Origin of the sequence: Lawsonibacter hominis (genome assembly GCF_014287895.1) — a bacterium.
GTDB lineage: Bacteria > Bacillota > Clostridia > Oscillospirales > Oscillospiraceae > Lawsonibacter_A > Lawsonibacter_A hominis.
In genome coordinates this window covers 55,928-72,465 of sequence record NZ_JACOPP010000008.1, presented here as the reverse complement: position 1 = coordinate 72,465, position 16,538 = coordinate 55,928, and the positions used below count along the sequence as shown (strand labels likewise).

Genomic DNA, 16,538 nt, shown 5'->3' with positions numbered 1-16,538 from the left:
ATTATAGCGGCTTCCGACCGAAAATGCAACCTATAAAACAGCGGCGGGCGCGTTTGCGCCCGCCGCTGTCTGATCGCTTGACCGGGGATGATCGCTCCGCCCCGTTTTTGGATCGGTCAGCGCTGCACCCGGCCGGAGCCGTCGCCGCCGGCCAGCTTCTCCACCTCGGCCAGGGTGACCCGGTTGAAGTCCCCCTCGACGGAGTGCTTCAGGGCCGAAGCCGCCACCGCGAACTCGATGGCCGCCTGGGTGTCCTTCCCGCTGAGCAGGGCGTAGATCAACCCGCCGCCGAAGCTGTCGCCGCCGCCCACCCGGTCCACGATGTGCAGGTGGTACTCCTTGGAGAAACAGTACCGCTCCCCGTCGTACAGCATTCCGGCCCAGTCGTTGTCGCTGGCGGAGATGGAAGTGCGCAGGGTGATGGCCACCTTCGCAAAGCCGAACTGATCCGCCAGCTGCTTGGCGACGCTCCGGTAGTCCTCTTTATTGAGCTTTCCGCCGGTGACGTCGGTGTTCTCCGCCTCGATGCCGAAGACGTCCTTCGCATCCTCCTCGTTGGAGATGCATACATCCACGTATTGGCACAGCCCGGTCATGGCCGCGCGGGCCTGTTCCCGGGTCCACAGCTTGCCGCGGTAGTTCAGGTCGCAGGAGATGGTTACGCCGCGCTGTTTGGCCGCGATGCAGGCCTGCTTGCAGATCTCCACCAGATTGGGGCCCAGGGCGGGCGTAATTCCGGTAAAATGGAACCAGTCCGCCCCGTCAAAAATGGCGTCCCAGTCAAAATCGGAGGGCTGCGCCTCCTGAATGGCGGAATGGGCCCGGTCGTAGATGCACACGCTGCCCCGCTGGGAAGCCCCCTTCTCCAGGAAGTAGATGCCCACGCGCGCGCCGCCCCGGACGATTTGGGAGGTGTCCACCCCCAGGCCACGCAGGGCGTTCACCGCCCCCTGCCCGATGGCGTGGGCGGGCAGCTTGGTGACAAAGGCGGCGTCCATGCCGTAGTTGGCCAGGGACACGGCCACGTTGGCCTCCCCGCCGCCGAAGGTGGCCTGGAGCTGATCGTCCTGGAAAAAGCGGTAGTACCCGTTGGGCGCCAGCCGCAGCATAATCTCACCGAAGGTAATGACGCGTTTCTTCATAGCAAGGGACCTCCTTATTATCAAACGATCAAAACAGTCTCTCTGCCCGCTTTACGCCTGCACCAGATGAATGGCAAACCCGCCGAACGCGCCGTCCACATAGATGGCCTTCGTCTTGCCCCTGGCGTCGGTCTTGCGGGTCTCCTCCCGGCACCGGATGCCCTGAAGGCCCAGGTGATAGACCGCCCGGTCCACGCTGTTGGTGCCGATGGCGATATGACCGTGGGCGCCGGGGCCGGGAGTCTTGGTGCACTCCACCGCAGGCAGGGCCTGTACGGAGGAGTTGCCCATCTGATACGTAAAGCCGAAAAAGGCGCACAGCGTCCGGGCCAGCCGGTCCGCCTCCTCCTCGCTGCCGCAGTTGACGCCCACATGGTGCAGGGAGAAGCCCAGCATGGTGCGTACCGCCTCCCGCGTCATTCGGGTGATTTCGTCCCAGTTTTCGGCCGCGATCAGGTCCTTCTTCACCATCCAGGTGCCCCCGCAGGCCACGATCTGGTCGAAGGAGAGGTAGTCCATCAGGTTCTTTGCATTGACCCCGCCGGTGGGCATCCACTTAAGGGTCTTATACGGCCCGGCGATCGCCTTGAGCTTGGCCACGCCGCCGTTCTGTTCGGCGGGAAAGAACTTTACCACGTCCAGGCCCAGGCTCATGGCCTGCTCCATCTCGCCGGGTGTGGCGGTGCCGGGGACCATCAGGGCCCCCTTGGAAAGGACATACCTTACGGTGTCCGGATTAAAACCGGGGCTGACGATGAATTTCGCCCCCGCGTCCAGGGCCCGGTCCACCTGCTCGCGGGTCAGCACGGTGCCCGCGCCCACCAGCATCTCGGGGACCTCCCGCGTGATGGAGCGCATGGCCTCCTCGGCCGCGGCGGTGCGGAAGGTCACTTCCGCCACCGGCAGGCCGCCCGCCACCAGCGCCCTCGCCAGCGACACCGCCTTCTTCGCGTCGTCGATGGCGATCACGGGCACAATGCCGATGTTGGAGATCTGTTCCAGAATGGGATTCATATGCTTAACCTTCTTTTCTGCAAGTTTACGGATGCATGGAAAGCACCGCATCCGGCGCCGTAACCGTCCGGCATGCCGGGACGCGCACGAATGCGGTGTGCTTTCTGTTTATCTCCGGTCCTTTTGGATGGCCTCCCACAAGCCGTTCAGGTAGGCCACGCCCAGGGCCCGGTCGTACAGGCCGTAGCCGGCCCGGCCCTTTTCGTCCCAGATCATGCGGCCGTGGTCGGGGCGGATATAGCCTTCGAAGCCGATGTCGGAATAGGCCCTCATGATCTCGTACAGATCCAGGCTGCCGTCGGCGGAGAAGTGGGCCGCCTCCTCAAACTGGCCGGGGCCGGTAAACTTGATGTTGCGCACGTGGGCAAAGTGGACGCGCCCGCGCCCGCCGAATTCCCGTACCATGGCGGGGATGTCGTTGCAGGGATTGGAGCCCATGGAGCCGGAGCACAGGGTCAGGCCGTTGTAGGGGCTGTCCACCAGGGAGAGGATGCGCTCCACATTGTCCCAGCCGGTACAGATGCGGGGCAGGCCGAAGATATCCCAGGGGGGATCGTCCGGGTGGATGGCCATTTTGACGTCGTACTGCTCACACACGGGAATAATGGCCTCCAGGAAGTACTTCAAGTTGCGGAACAGATCCTCATGGGAGACGCTTTGATACTGGGCGAAGAGGCTCTTGATCTCCGCCATGCGTTCCGGCTCCCACCCGGCCATCTCAAACGCGCCGGCCCCCTGCTGGATCTGATCGGCAAAGGCCTGGGGATCGGTGATCTTGTCGATCACCGCCTGATCGTAGGCCAGGACGGTGGCGCCGTCGGCGCGGGGCTTGAACAGGTCGCTGCGGGTCCAGTCGAAGACCGGCATAAAATTGTAGCAGATGACCTTCACGCCCGCCTGACCCAGGCGCTCAATGGTCGTGCGGTAACGGTCGATGTACGCGTCCCGGCCGGGCAGGCCCAGCTTGATGTCCTCGTGGACGTTGACGCTCTCGATCACCTCCAGCTCCAGCCCGGCGTCCTGGACCTCCTGTTTCAGAGCCTGGATGCGCTCGGTGGGCCAAAGGGCCCCGGCAGGCAGGTCCATCAGGGAACTGACCACGCCGCTCATATTGGGAATCTGCTTGATATAACGCAGCGGTATGGGATCCATCTGGCTCCCGTACCAGCGAAATGTCATCTTCATGGATGATCGCTCCTCATGCTCTCTCACTCAAATACCGGCGCAGGGTGGCGCGGACCGCGCCGGGGCCCGCCAGCATGGCCCGGAACGCGGCTTCGGTCTTTTCCCCCAATCCCGCCTGGTACAGGTCCACGCCGAAGATGGCGGCGTTGGACAGGATGGGGCGCAGCTGGTCCGAGCAGGTCTCCGGCCGGCCCGCTTCGATCCCGGCCAGCAGGGCCTGGAGCTGGGGCGCCATGGGGTCGGGGCTCACAGGCATCTCCCCGCCCTGGTCGTCCACACCCAGCAGATACCGGCACCAGCCGGCAAAGACCAGGGGAGCGTACACCAGGGAGGACACGTCCAGGTCAGGCCGGCGGGCATAGCGCTGCAGGGTGCCGCCGTAGCGGACGGGCAGCTTCTGAGAGGTATCCGCGGCGATGCGCTGGGGCGTGTCGGGAATGGCCGGATTGGGGAAGCGCTCGTTCAGCACCTCGTCGATGAACTTCCGAGGGCTGAGGATGCCGGGGTCTTCCACCACCTTCAGGCCCTCGGCGGCGATGTGCTCTACCAGCGCCTTCAGGTCCGGGTCCGCCATCTCGGCGGCAATGGAGGAATAGCCCAGCAGGCAGCCGTATACCGCCAGCGCGGTGTGCAGGGGATTGAGGCAGGTGCCCACCTTCATTTTCTCCGCCTTCTCGACGGTGGCGCGGTCGGCAAAATACACCCCCGCTTTTTCCAGGGGCGGGCGGCCGTTGGGGAAGGCGTCCTCCAGCACCAGATACTCGGTGACCTCCGCGTTGACGAAGGGGGCGATCCGGGTCCCGGTATTGGTCTGGAAGATGTTCATCCCCTCCACTCCCAGTTCCTCCAGCGCCGCTCGGACCGTCTCGGAGGGGTGGGGCGTGATCTTGTCGATCATGGACCAGGGGAAGGTGACGTTCGTTTCGTCGGAAAGCCATTCCAGGAAAGCGTCCGAGACGAAACCGGCCTTCTTCCAGGCCTGTGCTGCGGCAAATACCCCTTCCCGCAGCTTTTTCCCGTTTTGGGAACAGTTGTCCATGCTCACCATGGCGATGGGATGCCCGCCCGCCTGGAAGCGGCGGTACAGCAGCGCCGCGGCGATGGACATGGTGTGCCGGGGCGCGTCCGGCCCGGCGGCAAAATCGTGCTCCGCCACGGGCAGGGCCTTGCCGGACAGGTCGGTCAGGGCATAGCCCTTCTCGGTGATGGTGAAGCTGGCCAGCTGGAGACCGGGCGACTGGAACACCTGCACCAGATCAGCCCAGTCTCCCCCCGTGCAGTCGGCCTTGAGGCCGCGGGCCACGCTGGCCACGACTTCCTTTTCGTAGGAGCCGTCGGCGCGCAGGCGCACCAGCAGGCTCAAATCGTCGTAGGGGTCATACACCTTGTCGATGATCTGAACGTCGAAGGATTCGGCCGCCAGGATGCCGGTATCGGTGAGCCCGGCGTTCAAAAGGGTCTGCTGCAGGGCGGCCAGGAAGCCGCGGAAGATGTTGCCCGCGCCGAAATGGACCCAGACGGGTCTCAGGCGGGTGCGGGCCTTCACGGCCGCCGCGTCGTACCGGGGCAGGGCGATCCCCGCGGCTTCCCAGCCCTCCCGGTCCTGCAGTCCCTGAAGATTCAAATGTAACATATCTCTTTGCCTTTCCCGTCAAGCCCTGGTGTCCACCAGGTGCTTGCCCAGCTTTTTCTCCAGCATGCCCTGGAGCTGGGTGAGCACGGTGCTGAAGATCAGGTAGACAAACGCCGCCTCGCAATAGAGCAGCAGGGGCTGGAACTTGACGGCGATGATGCTCTTGGCCGTCATCAGGATCTCCGCCACCGTGATGGAAGAGACCAGAGAGGTATCCTTCAGCAGACTGATGAAGGAGTTGGCCAGAGCGGGGACGGCCACAAGGGCCGCCTGGGGGATAATGATCTGGGTCATGGTCTGGAGCTTGTTCAGTCCCAGGGCCTTGCAGGCCTCGAACTGTCCCTTGGGGATGGAGCCCAGAGCGGCGCGGATGACCTCGGAATTGTAGGCGCCCTGGCTGATGACCAGGGCCAGGATGGCAGAGGGGATCGGTTTCAGCACAAGACCCACAGAGGGCAGTCCGAAATAGATCACAAAAATCTGGACCAGCAGAGGCGTGCCGCGGATCACCCACACCACAAACCAGGCGATGGCCTTGAAGGGTGCGATCTTGGACATGCGCATCAGCGCCAGGACGAATGCCAATACCAGGCCCAGTGCAAACGAGACCAGCATCAGCGGGACAGAGATCAACAGGCCCGCTTTGAACATGGGCCAGAAGGAATCGACCAGCAATTGAATAATTTCCATGGCAGCCCGCCTCCTTGTTTGGTAAAAAAGAAGGGCGCCGCCGCATACGGCGGCGCCCCGGAACTATGCGGATTACTTCTGATACAGACTGGTGCTGTCGGCCACGGTCTCGCCGAAGTATTGGACGGTCAGGTCATAGAGGGTACCGTCGTCGATCATCTCGCCGATAATCTCGGAGATCTTGTCGCACAGCTCCTGATCCTCCTTGCGCAGCATACCGGCGGACTCGACCATATACTCCTCGCCCTCGGCAGGCTCGTAGATGGCGGCGATCTTCACATTGACCTCGGGACGGCTCTTCATATACTCGTCCACAGCGGCCACGTTATTGATGGTGCCGTCGGCACGGCCGGTATTCAGCTGCTCCATGGCGGCGGTCAGGTCGCCGTCGGCAGTCGTGGCGCCATAGCTCTGGGCGATCTTGCCTGCGGCGGAAGAGGGGGAGTTGATGCACAGCTTGCCGGAGAGATCCTCGAAGGAGGTAATCTCGGTGTTGTCCGCATTGACCACCAGGCAGTAGGGGTTCTCGGCATAGGAAGCGGTGACGGCGTACTTCTCCTGGCGCTCGGGGTTGGGGTTCACGCCGCAGATCACGATGTCATAGCGGCCCGCGTCCAGGCCCGCCAGCACGGGATCCCAGCTGTCGGAGATCTGGAAGTCCGGCTCCACGCCCAGGCGGGAGGCGATCTGCTTGGCAACCTCCACCTCAAAGCCGGTGAGCTCGCCGGTGCCGTCCTCGTTGTACACATAGGGGATCCAGTTGCCCTCGGCGCCGATGCCCAGCTTGCCGGCGTCCAGCACCCGCTGAAGGGAGCCGTCCCCCTCGGGGGCGGTGGTCTCGGGGGCGCTCGTCTCAGGAGCGGTGGTCTCGGGGGCGCTCGTCTCCGGGGCGGGCGTGGCGGCGCTTCCGCCGCCGCCGCAAGCGGACAGGGAGGCGATCATTGCAAGAGCCAGGACGCCGGTAAGGATTTTCTTCGCTTTCATTCTGTTTCACCTTTTCCTTTTCAAATTTTTTATTTTTCAGCGCGCCGCGCTGAGAAATACGCAGTTCAGGCCCGCAGGGCGCCGCGGGCTTTCGTCCGGGACCGGCCGGCGAAAGTTCTCAGTCCTCGATAAACCGCTCCAGGACCCGAAAATTCCTCCGGTCGGCGGCGTAGGGATCGGTAAAGTAGTGCTCGTCGGCCACCTCCTGCACCAGATACCCGGTGAAGTCGTGGTCGTTCATGATTTGGATCTGCCGGGCCAGGGCGGTGTTGCCGTCGCCCCACACATTGTGGAGCCAGGGGTCGCCGTCCAAAAAATGCATGTGGATCAGATCGCTCCCGAAGGCCTGGAACCAGTCCTCCAGCTTCTCCCCCGCCGCGCCGGTGGCGATGCTGTCCACCATCATCTTCAGGCTGGGATGAGCGATCTCGCGGTACATCCGCTCTGCCCGCTCCAGATTATAGACCAGGTTGCTCTCATCCCTGCGCAGGGACTCCATGACCAGCAGGATGCCTTCCCGCTCGGCCACCCGGCACAGGCGGCCCAGATGATCGCGGCAGCGGTTCCACATGGTCTGCTCGTCCTCGCCGAAGTATCCCCAGCCGGAGTTGACCACGACCCGGTCCGCGCCCACCTCGGCCGCCAGATGGATGGCGTTGGAAAAATAGCGGAAGGAGTACTCCAGGCACTCCGGCTCCTGGGACGCATACTGATACTGATAGGCCATGCTGGGGGCGGTGATGGACACGACCCGGACATCGTGGTCCCACAGCTTGGAACGCAGGGCGTTTACATCGCCGTAGCCCTCGTGGTCCAGCCAGAAGTGGGCCGCGCCGCACCAGAGCTCGATCTGCCCGACGCCCAGGCGCTGCTGGCAGTCCAGGAAATAGTCCAGAGAGAAGCGGCGGTAGTGCTGGTTCATATTGACCAGCTGGCCGCGTTGGATCCCCTTCATGCCCCCACCTCCCCGCACAGGGCGGCCAGGGCCCGCTCATCCGGATAGGCCGGCTGGGCGAGATACCGCTCGCCGGGCAGGCGCAGGGAAATGTCGCCCCGATAGCCCATAGCGTCCAGTGCGTGCAGATACCGCTGCATCGGCAGCACGCCCTCGCCCCAGGCCCGCCAGCCGTGGTAGTTCCCGTCGCACAGCCGCACCAGGCCGATCTTGTCCCGGAAACGGCCGAACCAATCATAGACCGTATCCCCGCAGGCGCTCATAATGTTGGTGTCCAGGCACACCCCGAGGCTGGGATGATTGAGCTGATGCAGCATGGCGTCCAGCTCCGCCGCGGTGTTGAGAATGGGCGACTCGGCGATGAGGGGCGTCTCCGCGCCCATGACGGGGGCCAGCAGCAGGCGCACCCCCGCCGCCTGCGCCGCGGGGCAGAGGTGATAAAGGGTATCGGCGGCACTGCGCCAGAGCAGTTCGTCCTTCCGGTCCCAGCAGGCGCCGGAGGCGTCCAGCACCAGCCGGTCGCACCCAAGCCCGGCGGCCAGGGCGATACAGCTTTCATAGTAACGCAGCGTGGCTTCCCGCTGCTCCCCCTCCGGGGCGGTGATGGCGCAGCGGTAGGCCGGCGGCGACAGGACCGCGGCCTGAAGGCCCGCCCGCTTCAGGGCGGCTTTCAGGCGGGCGGGATCCTCATGACCCCGGTATCCGCAGAAGAAATGGGGCGTCTGGGGGACAAAGTCCAGTCTGTGAAGGCCCAGCCGCCCCATTTCGGCGGTGAAAAACTCCAGAGGATAGCGGCTGTACTGGCCGTTGGAGCCCAGAAGCCGCGCCTTGCCGTACATCGCTTACTTGATCTCGCCGGGATAGCCGTTCTCGCACAGCTCAAACCACACATAGGCGAACTTCTCGCCCTCGGCGCACTCGCTGCCATGGTGGGAGCCATGGGGGGTATAGGTGATGTCGCCGCCCTGCACGTGTACCTTCTCGTTCTCGGCGGTGTAGGTGAAGCTGGCGCCGGGCAGCATGATGTACCACTGCTCCAGCTCGTTATGGATATGCTGGCCGATGTAGTTGGGGCCGGTGCCGAAGTTGGCGCCCATGGACAGGCGGCCCAGGTTGCGGTGCTCCAGCAGCATCATCTGCTGGATATCGGCCCCGGTAAAGTTCTCCTTGTAATGCCAGGCCTCCGACACGCCGCGGAAGCGGGGCAGGCTCATGTGGGCCTCGCGCAGGCAGGTCTTGTCGTAATCGTTGAGCTCGGTGACGAAGTGGACGATCTCCATCGTTTCCTTCGCGTCGGCAGCGCAGTGGAAGGTGAAGCTCTCCTTGTCGAAGTCGGGTACGAAGACGCACACCTCGGTGATGTTGAAGACGCGGCGGGGCGTGACGATGTAGCCCTTGCCGGCGGTCACCAGGAAGACCTGGTTGTGCTGCTCCCGGGTGTAGGTCTCCGGGGTAAAGTCCGCGCCGGGCCGGAGGGAGACCCGCTCTACGGCAGCGTCCTTGTAAGCGCCCTCCAGAACGCTCACGCGGGACACGCCGTCGGTATACTTGTGCTGGATATCCGCACCTTTCGAAATCTTGACCAGAGCCATGGTAAATTCCCCTTTACAGTGAATTATTATATAAGGTAGCAACGCAGTCGGACGGGCGTTTTGTTCCGGGTCTTACTTGATCTCTCCGGGATAGCCGTCGATGCACATCTCGAACCAGATGTAGTCGCACTTCTTGCCGGCCTCCACCTTGCTGCCGTGCCAGAAGCCGGTGGGCGTAAAGGACAGGTCGCCGCCGGTCATGTGCACTTCCTCGCCGCCGGCGGTGTAGATGAACTCAGAGCCGGGCAGCGGGAAGTACCACTGGGCCAGTTCGTTATGGATGTGCTGGCCGATCTCGATGGGGCCGCTGCCCTTGACGCAGCCCATGGACAGGCGGCCCAGATTGCGGTGCTCCAGCAGCATCATGGAAGTGGTGACGGAGTTGTCCTTGAAGTCCTCGTCATAGGTCCAGCCCTGGCTGATGGTGCGCAACCGGGGCAGCGCCATGCGGGATTCCACCAGGCAGGTCTTGTCGTAATCGTTGAGCTCGGTGACGATGTGCAGGAATTCAAGGGGCTGCTTGCTGTCGGCGGAGCAGGTGATGGTGAAGCGCTCGCTGTCGAACTCGGGGACGAATACGCCGGGCTCGGTCACGTTCCAGGCCTGGCGGGGAGTGGTCACATAGCCCTTGCCCTTGGTAAAAATGAAGAGCTGGTTGTGCTCGGTGACGGAGTACACGTCGGGGGTAATGGAGTGGCCGCTCTGGAGCGCGCAGTGGGCGAAGCGGGCCTGGTCGAAGGCCCCCTCCAGCACGGGTACGCAGGCATAGCCGTCCTTGAAATCGTACTTGACGTCGCTGTACCGGGCTACCTGAATGAGAGACATGGTTCGTTCCTCCTAGTTATAGTATCTGTGTTTTTTGTTTGATCAAAGCATCTTGCTCAGGAAATCCTGAAGACGCTTGTTCTTGGGGTGTGCGAAGAATTCCTCGGGCGCGCTGTCCTCTACGATGACGCCGCCGTCAATGAAGATGACCCGGTCGGCCGCCTCGCGGGCAAAGCCCATCTCGTGGGTGACCACCAGCATGGTCATGCCGTCGGCGGCCAGCTTTTTCATGACGTCCAGCACCTCGCCCACCATCTCGGGGTCCAGGGCGGAGGTGGGCTCGTCGAAGAGCATGACCTCAGGCTGCAGGGCCAGGGAGCGGGCGATGGCGATACGCTGCTGCTGGCCTCCGGAGAGCTGGTTGGGATAGGCGTCCCGCTTGTCTTCCAGCCCCACCGTTTTCAGCAGTTCCATGGCCTTCTGCTCGGCCTCCTGCTTGCCGACGCCCTGCACCTTGACCGGGGCCAGCATGATGTTGTCCAGCACCGTCTTGTGCGGAAAGAGGTTGAACTGCTGGAAGACCATGCCCATCCCCAGCAGGACCTGATTGGTCTGCTTGGGCGGGGCGGAGACCAGATCCACGTCATGGTAGAGGATCCGGCCGCCGGAGGGCTTTTCCAACAGGTTGAGGCAGCGCAGGAAGGTGGATTTGCCGCAGCCGGAGGGGCCCACGATGGCCACCACCTCGCCGGGCTGTATGTCGATGTCGATGCCCTTGAGGACCTCATGCTTGCCGAAGTTTTTCTGGAGTCCTTTGACGCTGATCATACTCATAACGTTTCTGCCCCCCGTAAGTGATAGCGGCCAAAGCCGAAATAGGAAACGCTGTTGCGGTAAGAGATGTCGGCCACCAGGCCCTCCAGAGCGTGCCGGTCGTCCGGAAGCTGTCCCTCCTCCACCCAGCGGCCCAGCACGCCGCACAGAATGCGGCGGAAGTACTCATGCCTGGTATAGGACAAAAAGCTGCGGGAGTCGGTGAGCATCCCGATAAAGTTGCCCAGCACGCCGCCGGCGGCCAGGTTCCGGATCTGGGCCTCCATGCCGTCCCTGCAGTCGTTGAACCACCAAGCCGAGCCGTGCTGAAGCTTGCCGCGCACCCCCTCGCCCTGATAGCAGCCCATCAGACTCACAAGGCCCGCATTGTCGTTGGGGTCCAGGGAATAGAGGATGGTCCGGGGCAGCTCGCCGTTCTCCTCCAGCGCATCCAGGAAGGCGGCCAGACCGGGCAGGTTCACCGCGGGGCCGATGCTGTCGTAACCGGTGTCCGGTCCCAGCCGGCGGAACATGCGGGCGTTGTTGTTGCGCTGGGCGGCAAAGTGCAGCTGCATGGCCCAGTTCCGTTTGGCATACCCCCGGCCAAAAAACAGCAGCAGCGCCGTTTTGTACTGCCACAATTCCGTTTCCGTCGGCCGCTCTCCGGCCAGACGCCGCTTCAGGATGGCGTCCAGCGCCGGTACCCCGGCAGTGCGGAAGCAGAGATTGTCCAGGCCGTGGTCGGCCACCGCGCAGCCGTGGTCGGTGAAAAAATCCATCCGCCGGTCCAGGGCGGCGGTGAGGCTCCGCCAATCGTGAATCTCCATCCCCGCGGCGGCGGAAAGACGCTCCAGGTAAGCGGGAAAGCCCTCCTGCTCCAAATTCACCGCCTTGTCCGGCCGGAACGCCGGAAGGACCTTGGTCTCCAGGAAGGGATCCGCGGCAAGCTTCTCGTGCCACTCCAGCGTATCCGCCGGATCGTCGGTGGTACACACAAGGGTCACGTTGGACTGCTTCAGGATGCCGCGCACGTGCAGCCCGTCTCCGATCACCGCCTGGCAGTGATCCCAAACCGACTTGGCGTTGGCCCCGGTCAGGTGTCCTTCATAACCGAAGTAGCGTTTGAGCTCCAGATGGCTCCAGTGATAAAGGGGATTGCCCACCGCCCGCTCCAGGGTGGCGGCCCAGGCCTGAAATTTCTCCTCGTCCGGAGCCTCCCCGGTGATGAGCCGCTCCGGCACGCCGTTGGCGCGCATCAGCCGCCACTTGTAATGGTCCCCTTCCAGCCACAGCTGCGTCAGGTTGTGAAAGACGCGGTCCTCCGCGATCTCCCGGGGGCTGACATGGCAGTGGTAATCCAAAATGGGCAGCCCCTCCGCCACACCGTGGTAAAGCTCTCTGGCTGTCTGTGTATCCAGCAGAAAATCCTCGTCCAGGAATGGTCTCATGCTTCCATCCTCCGTCCCGTTTCAACGGGTTTTGCCGTTCTGTCCAAAGTTCCGTCCTGCGTCAATGATATATTTGTGATATATCTCTTGTAGCAAACCATAACATAGTTCTTTCCCGGTGTCAAGCAGAAAACCGACCATTTCGCTAAAAAAATATTCCGTTCCGCAAACCATCTGTTGCTTTTGTACAGGAAACCTTGACATTTTGCCTGCCCGCGCCCTTGACATTTCTGGAATGCGCTGGTATACTGTTCTTATTCGTGATATATTACTTATTATCTTTTTTCAATCATTTGATATATTACAGCTGGAGGTGCCTTATGGCAAAAGCGCCTTCCCAAAAGCGGGAACGCCTGTCTCAGGTCGCGTACGACCAGATCAAGACCATGATCCTTCAAAAGGACCTGACCCCCGGACAATTTATCAATGAATCCCAGCTCCAGGAGCTGCTGGAACTGGGCCGCACACCGGTGCGGGAGGCCATTTTGGCTCTGGCGCAAGATAAGCTGGTCACCGTACACCCCAGAAAGGGCATTGAGATCACCCGCCCCACGCCCAAGGATATCCATGATATTTTCGAGATCCGCTCCCTGCTGGAGCCTATGATCCTCCGCCAGTGCTTCTCCATGGTGGACCCCCAGTGGGCCATGGACATGCGTGCCCTGCTGCTCCAGCATGAGGACGACAGCGCGGGAAATTCCGCCGAAACGGCGGCCCCGCTGATCGAGCTGGATAACCGCTTTCACCTGGAGTTGGTGGATACTCTGCGCAATCAATATGCCACCAACCTGATGCGCAGCATTGTGGACTACCTGAACCTGATCCGGGTCACCGCTTGGCGGCCTGCCCGGTACCGGGTGAGCAACCGGGAGCATATCGACATCCTGAACGCCATCCTGGAGCAGGACCTGGAAACGTCCTGCCGGCTGCTCTCCGATCACATCCATCTGTCCTATCAGGAGGCCATCAACACCATGATGCACACCTCGTTTTGAGCGGACCGGACAGCGCTTTGCCGGAGGCGGGCGCAAGTTTGATCCCCTTCTTGCAGCGGCGCGCACGGCGTGAAATGACATCGCACTTTGCGGCAGCGTCCGGGGGGCGGACCCAACTGGGTCCGCCCCCCGGACGCTGCCGCTTTTGCAGGGAGCAACGGATCAAAGCGTCACGCCGTCCTTCCAGATGGCCAGGTCCCGGTAGCCCGCCCGCTCCGACCGGGTAAGGGCGCCGGAGGCCGTGTCCAGCACCGTTTGCAGCAGCGCCTGCGTATGCTGCTCCCAATCCCCGCCCTGGGCCAGACCGCCCGCGCTGTAGTCGATCCAGTTTGCCTTATGGCCCGCCAGCGCGGTATTGGTGGCGATCTTGAGGGTGGGTACCGGCGCGCCGAAGGGGGTCCCCCGGCCGGTGGTGAACAGGATCAGCTGGGCTCCCGCCGCCGCCAGGGCGGTCGTGGACACCAGGTCGTTGCCCGGAGTCTGGAGCACGCACAGGCCGCGCTTTTTTACCGTTTCGCCATAGCGCAGCACATCGCTGACGGGAGCGCTGCCGCCCTTCTGGACGCAGCCCAGGGATTTTTCCTCCAGGGTGGTGATGCCCCCCGCCTTGTTGCCGGGCGAGGGATTTTCGTAGACCACCTGGCCGTGACGGACGAAATAGTCTTTGAAGTCCCCCACCAGTTCCGGCAGGGCCCGCGCAGCCGCTTCGTCGGCGCAGCGGCGGAAGAGCACCCCTTCCGCCCCGAACATCTCCGGGATCTCCGCCAGCAGCGCGGTGCCCCCCATGGCCACCAGGCGGTCGGCCACCCGACCCACCAGCGGATTGGCGGTGACGCCGGACAGCCCGTCGGAGCCGCCGCATTTCAACCCCACGATCAGCTCGCCGGCTCCGATCTCCTCCCGCGCATCTCCGGCGGCCCGGTCGATGAGCGCGCGCAGCAGGGCTTCGCCCTCCCGCTGCTCGTCCTGCGCGGCCTGGCATTCCAAAAACGCCGTGCGCTCCGCGTCCCAGCCGCCCAGCAGGTCCCGGAGTACGGAGATCCCGCTGTTTTCACACCCCAGCCCCAACACCAGCACGCCCCCCGCGTTGGGGTGGCGGATCAGGCCGCAGAGGATCCGCCGGGTATACGCCTGGTCGTCCCCCATCTGGGAACAGCCGTAGGGATGGGGCCAGGCGTATACGCCGTCCACCCGCCCCCGGGCATAGGGCTCCGCCGCCCGGGCCAGCGCCTGGGCCACGCCGTTGACGCAGCCCACTGTGGGCACGATCCAGATCTCGTTGCGCACGCCCACGCTTGCGTCGGGGCGGCGGTATCCCCGGAACGTGCGGGGCGGCAGCGGCGCCGGCGCAGAGGCGTCCACCTCCGCCGCCGCCGTTACGCCCTGGCTCAGGCCGGTGCCCAGGTTATGGGTATGCACCCAGGCGCCGGGGGCGATGTCGGTCTTGGCCCGGCCGATCGGATAACCGTACTTGATCACCGCCTCCCCGGCGGCGATGGGGGCCAGCGCCAGTTTATGGCCCTGCGGGATCTCCTCCAGCGCGGTGACCGCCTGCCCCACGGCATAGACCGCCCGCTCCCCCGCCGCAACAGGAGAAAGGGCGACGGCCACGTTGTCCCTGGGATGGATACGCAGCACGCTCATAGGCCCGCCTCCTCCTGGCACCGGGCCAGGGCGGCGGCCATGCCGCAGGCGCGGATGCGCTCCAGAGCCCGTCCCGCCGCCGGGACAAAGCCGGGCAGGGCGTTCAGGTCCTCTCCCCAGAAATCGGTGCGCGCCGCCAGCGCCCGGATCAGCGCTTCCGGCGCCAGGCCCTTCGTCTGGCGGAAGAATTCCATTACGGCGGCGTCATCCCGGACGGGATAGGGTACGCCGTCCCGCATGCCCTGGGTGTAGAACGCGGCCAGGGCGGCGAAGGAGAAGGTGAGCCGCACGGGCAGGCGTCCGCCCCCCGCCGGATAGGCCCTTACGCTGGGCAGCACCCGGGCCCGCCACTTGGACACGCTGTTCAGGGCGATGTCCAGCAGGCGGTGGTCGATGTAGGGGTTGGCGAAGCGCTCCTCCACCGCCCGGGCAAAGGCCTCGCAGTCCTCCCGCGGCAGGGAGAGCGTGGGGATGATCTCTTCATAGAGGGCCCCTTCCAAAAAGGCGCGGACAGCGGGGCCCTCCATACAGGTGCGAACGATATCATGCCCCGCCAGGAACGCGGCGGGCACCATGGCGGTGTGACCGCCGTTGAGGATGCGCACCTTCTGCTCTTTGTAGGGGTGATGGTCGGAGACAAACTTCACCGGCAGGCCCGCCTGGGGGGCGGGGAACTCCTCCGCCAGGGCCTCCGGGGCCTCAATGACCCACAGTCCGAAGGGTTCCGCCGTGTCCAGCAGGGCGTCGGCGTAGCCGTTCTCCTCGTCCAGCTGCGCCGCCCATTGCTTGGGATAGCCGGTAACGATGCGGTCCACCAGCGTGCTGCAAAAGCGGTTTTCCGTCTCCAGCCAGCGCCGGAAAGCCTCCTCCAGCCCCCAGTCGGCGGCGTGGCGGAGCACATACTCCCGCAGTACGGCTCCGTTATCCGCAATGAGCTCGCAGGGCAGCAGTACCCAGCCCGACGCCCCGGAGCGCCAGCGCTCCCACAGCAGCCGGGTCAGCTTGGCGGGAAAAGAGGCGGGGGGCCGGTCGTCCCATCGACAGGCCGGGTCGTAGACGATGCCTGCCTCAGTCGTGTTGGAGATCACAAAGCGCAGTTCCGGTTGGCAGGCGGTGCGCAGCAGCTCGTCCCAATCCGCAAACACATCCAGCGCCCGGCTGATACAGCGGATCATCCGCCGCTCCTCCACTACCGCGCCGTTCTGCTTTCCCCGCAGGCAGAGCTGATAGAGCCCCTGCTGGGCGTTGATGCGCCCGGCCTTTCCCGCGGAGGCCGGCGGGACTACCACCACTCTTCCGTAAAACCCCGCCCGTTCATTCATCCGGTCGATGAAATCGTCGGCAAAGCCCCGGAGGAAATTCCCCTCGCCAAATTGAAGCACCCGCTCGGGCGCCTGCCGGAGGATGCCGCCGTCCCCTTCCTTCAGGACGGCATAGGTCAGCTGTCTCATCGTTCAAAACCCCTTTCCCACGATTCCAGCGTTTGTGATATATCTGTAATATATCATACGTTTCGATCTTCGGTCTGTCAATCCTCTTTTTTCTGCCCTGTCCGCCCATGGGCAGAGCCCTTCCCTGCGCCGCCCCGGCAGGGCCCGGCACAGCAAGGCCCGCCCGTTCCAGGTAGGAGCGGCCGGGCCAAGAATCGGAACGTCGCCTGCTTCCGCAGACATAGCGG

The 16,538-nt window shown here is 63.8% G+C and carries 15 protein-coding genes; 1 reads left to right on the top strand and 14 read right to left on the bottom strand.

Going from position 1 to position 16,538, the window contains the following annotated elements; all coding sequences use genetic code 11:
* Positions 1 to 116 precede the first annotated feature (116 nt).
* From H8S57_RS07745 to uxaC, 12 genes are all read right to left on the bottom strand, one after another.
* The gene (locus H8S57_RS07745) at positions 117 to 1,142 is read right to left on the bottom strand and encodes a sugar kinase (protein ID WP_186907514.1); all 1,026 of its coding nucleotides are present in this window, start codon (positions 1,140 to 1,142) and stop codon (positions 117 to 119) included.
* 51 nt (positions 1,143 to 1,193) lie between these two features.
* Complete coding sequence (gene eda, locus H8S57_RS07740) at positions 1,194 to 2,156, bottom strand: bifunctional 4-hydroxy-2-oxoglutarate aldolase/2-dehydro-3-deoxy-phosphogluconate aldolase (protein ID WP_186907513.1); 963 nt, start codon at positions 2,154 to 2,156, stop codon at positions 1,194 to 1,196.
* A gap of 108 nt (positions 2,157 to 2,264) precedes the next feature.
* A complete protein-coding gene (gene uxuA, locus H8S57_RS07735) occupies positions 2,265 to 3,341 on the bottom strand; it encodes a mannonate dehydratase (RefSeq protein WP_186907512.1) in 1,077 nt (358 codons plus the stop codon).
* 13 nt (positions 3,342 to 3,354) lie between these two features.
* Positions 3,355 to 4,974, bottom strand: a complete 1,620-nt coding sequence (locus H8S57_RS07730; RefSeq protein WP_186907511.1) for a mannitol dehydrogenase family protein — start codon at positions 4,972 to 4,974, stop codon at positions 3,355 to 3,357.
* An 18-nt stretch (positions 4,975 to 4,992) separates the two neighbouring features.
* Positions 4,993 to 5,664, bottom strand: a complete 672-nt coding sequence (locus H8S57_RS07725) for an amino acid ABC transporter permease (RefSeq protein WP_186907510.1) — start codon at positions 5,662 to 5,664, stop codon at positions 4,993 to 4,995.
* Between the two features lie 72 nt (positions 5,665 to 5,736).
* A complete protein-coding gene (locus tag H8S57_RS07720; protein ID WP_186907509.1) occupies positions 5,737 to 6,648 on the bottom strand; it encodes a transporter substrate-binding domain-containing protein in 912 nt (303 codons plus the stop codon).
* Between the two features lie 118 nt (positions 6,649 to 6,766).
* Entirely contained in the window at positions 6,767 to 7,603 is an 837-nt protein-coding gene (locus H8S57_RS07715; RefSeq protein ID WP_186907508.1) for a sugar phosphate isomerase/epimerase family protein, read from the bottom strand.
* The gene (locus H8S57_RS07710; protein ID WP_186907507.1) at positions 7,600 to 8,442 is read right to left on the bottom strand and encodes a sugar phosphate isomerase/epimerase family protein; all 843 of its coding nucleotides are present in this window, start codon (positions 8,440 to 8,442) and stop codon (positions 7,600 to 7,602) included. Before H8S57_RS07710 ends, H8S57_RS07715 begins: the two co-directional genes overlap by 4 nt.
* Positions 8,443 to 8,445: 3 nt before the next feature.
* A complete protein-coding gene (locus tag H8S57_RS07705) occupies positions 8,446 to 9,195 on the bottom strand; it encodes a cupin domain-containing protein (RefSeq protein WP_186907506.1) in 750 nt (249 codons plus the stop codon).
* Positions 9,196 to 9,267: 72 nt separating this feature from the next.
* Positions 9,268 to 10,020 carry a cupin domain-containing protein gene (locus H8S57_RS07700; protein ID WP_186907505.1) on the bottom strand — a complete coding sequence of 251 codons (753 nt, stop codon included), beginning with the start codon at positions 10,018 to 10,020 and terminating at the stop codon, positions 9,268 to 9,270.
* Between the two features lie 42 nt (positions 10,021 to 10,062).
* On the bottom strand, positions 10,063 to 10,788 hold the full coding sequence (locus tag H8S57_RS07695; RefSeq protein ID WP_186907575.1) for an amino acid ABC transporter ATP-binding protein: 726 nt from the start codon (positions 10,786 to 10,788) through the stop codon (positions 10,063 to 10,065).
* A gap of 2 nt (positions 10,789 to 10,790) precedes the next feature.
* Positions 10,791 to 12,221, bottom strand: coding sequence for a glucuronate isomerase (gene uxaC / locus H8S57_RS07690; RefSeq protein WP_186907504.1), 1,431 nt, complete (start codon positions 12,219 to 12,221; stop codon positions 10,791 to 10,793).
* Positions 12,222 to 12,541: 320 nt separating this feature from the next.
* Between uxaC and H8S57_RS07685 the strand changes: the two genes are divergently transcribed.
* Positions 12,542 to 13,216, top strand: a complete 675-nt coding sequence (locus H8S57_RS07685) for a GntR family transcriptional regulator (protein WP_186907503.1) — start codon at positions 12,542 to 12,544, stop codon at positions 13,214 to 13,216.
* A 162-nt stretch (positions 13,217 to 13,378) separates the two neighbouring features.
* On the opposite strand, the gene H8S57_RS07680 is transcribed toward H8S57_RS07685, so the two are convergent.
* On the bottom strand, positions 13,379 to 14,860 hold the full coding sequence (locus H8S57_RS07680) for a UxaA family hydrolase (RefSeq protein ID WP_186907502.1): 1,482 nt from the start codon (positions 14,858 to 14,860) through the stop codon (positions 13,379 to 13,381).
* Complete coding sequence (locus H8S57_RS07675; RefSeq protein WP_186907501.1) at positions 14,857 to 16,311, bottom strand: tagaturonate reductase; 1,455 nt, start codon at positions 16,309 to 16,311, stop codon at positions 14,857 to 14,859. Before H8S57_RS07675 ends, H8S57_RS07680 begins: the two co-directional genes overlap by 4 nt.
* Between the last annotated feature and the right edge of the window lie 227 nt (positions 16,312 to 16,538).

Coding starts and splice junctions, on each gene's coding strand:
- H8S57_RS07720 (WP_186907509.1), bottom strand. CDS start 6,648: ATGAAAGCGAAGAAAATCCTTACCGGCGTCCTGGCTCTTGCAATGATC.
- H8S57_RS07725 (WP_186907510.1), bottom strand. CDS start 5,664: ATGGAAATTATTCAATTGCTGGTCGATTCCTTCTGGCCCATGTTCAAA.
- H8S57_RS07675 (WP_186907501.1), bottom strand. CDS start 16,311: ATGAGACAGCTGACCTATGCCGTCCTGAAGGAAGGGGACGGCGGCATC.
- H8S57_RS07700 (WP_186907505.1), bottom strand. CDS start 10,020: ATGTCTCTCATTCAGGTAGCCCGGTACAGCGACGTCAAGTACGATTTC.
- eda (WP_186907513.1), bottom strand. CDS start 2,156: ATGAATCCCATTCTGGAACAGATCTCCAACATCGGCATTGTGCCCGTG.
- H8S57_RS07680 (WP_186907502.1), bottom strand. CDS start 14,860: ATGAGCGTGCTGCGTATCCATCCCAGGGACAACGTGGCCGTCGCCCTT.
- H8S57_RS07710 (WP_186907507.1), bottom strand. CDS start 8,442: ATGTACGGCAAGGCGCGGCTTCTGGGCTCCAACGGCCAGTACAGCCGC.
- H8S57_RS07705 (WP_186907506.1), bottom strand. CDS start 9,195: ATGGCTCTGGTCAAGATTTCGAAAGGTGCGGATATCCAGCACAAGTAT.
- H8S57_RS07695 (WP_186907575.1), bottom strand. CDS start 10,788: ATGATCAGCGTCAAAGGACTCCAGAAAAACTTCGGCAAGCATGAGGTC.
- H8S57_RS07745 (WP_186907514.1), bottom strand. CDS start 1,142: ATGAAGAAACGCGTCATTACCTTCGGTGAGATTATGCTGCGGCTGGCG.
- H8S57_RS07685 (WP_186907503.1), top strand. CDS start 12,542: ATGGCAAAAGCGCCTTCCCAAAAGCGGGAACGCCTGTCTCAGGTCGCG.
- H8S57_RS07730 (WP_186907511.1), bottom strand. CDS start 4,974: ATGTTACATTTGAATCTTCAGGGACTGCAGGACCGGGAGGGCTGGGAA.
- H8S57_RS07715 (WP_186907508.1), bottom strand. CDS start 7,603: ATGAAGGGGATCCAACGCGGCCAGCTGGTCAATATGAACCAGCACTAC.
- uxaC (WP_186907504.1), bottom strand. CDS start 12,221: ATGAGACCATTCCTGGACGAGGATTTTCTGCTGGATACACAGACAGCC.
- uxuA (WP_186907512.1), bottom strand. CDS start 3,341: ATGAAGATGACATTTCGCTGGTACGGGAGCCAGATGGATCCCATACCG.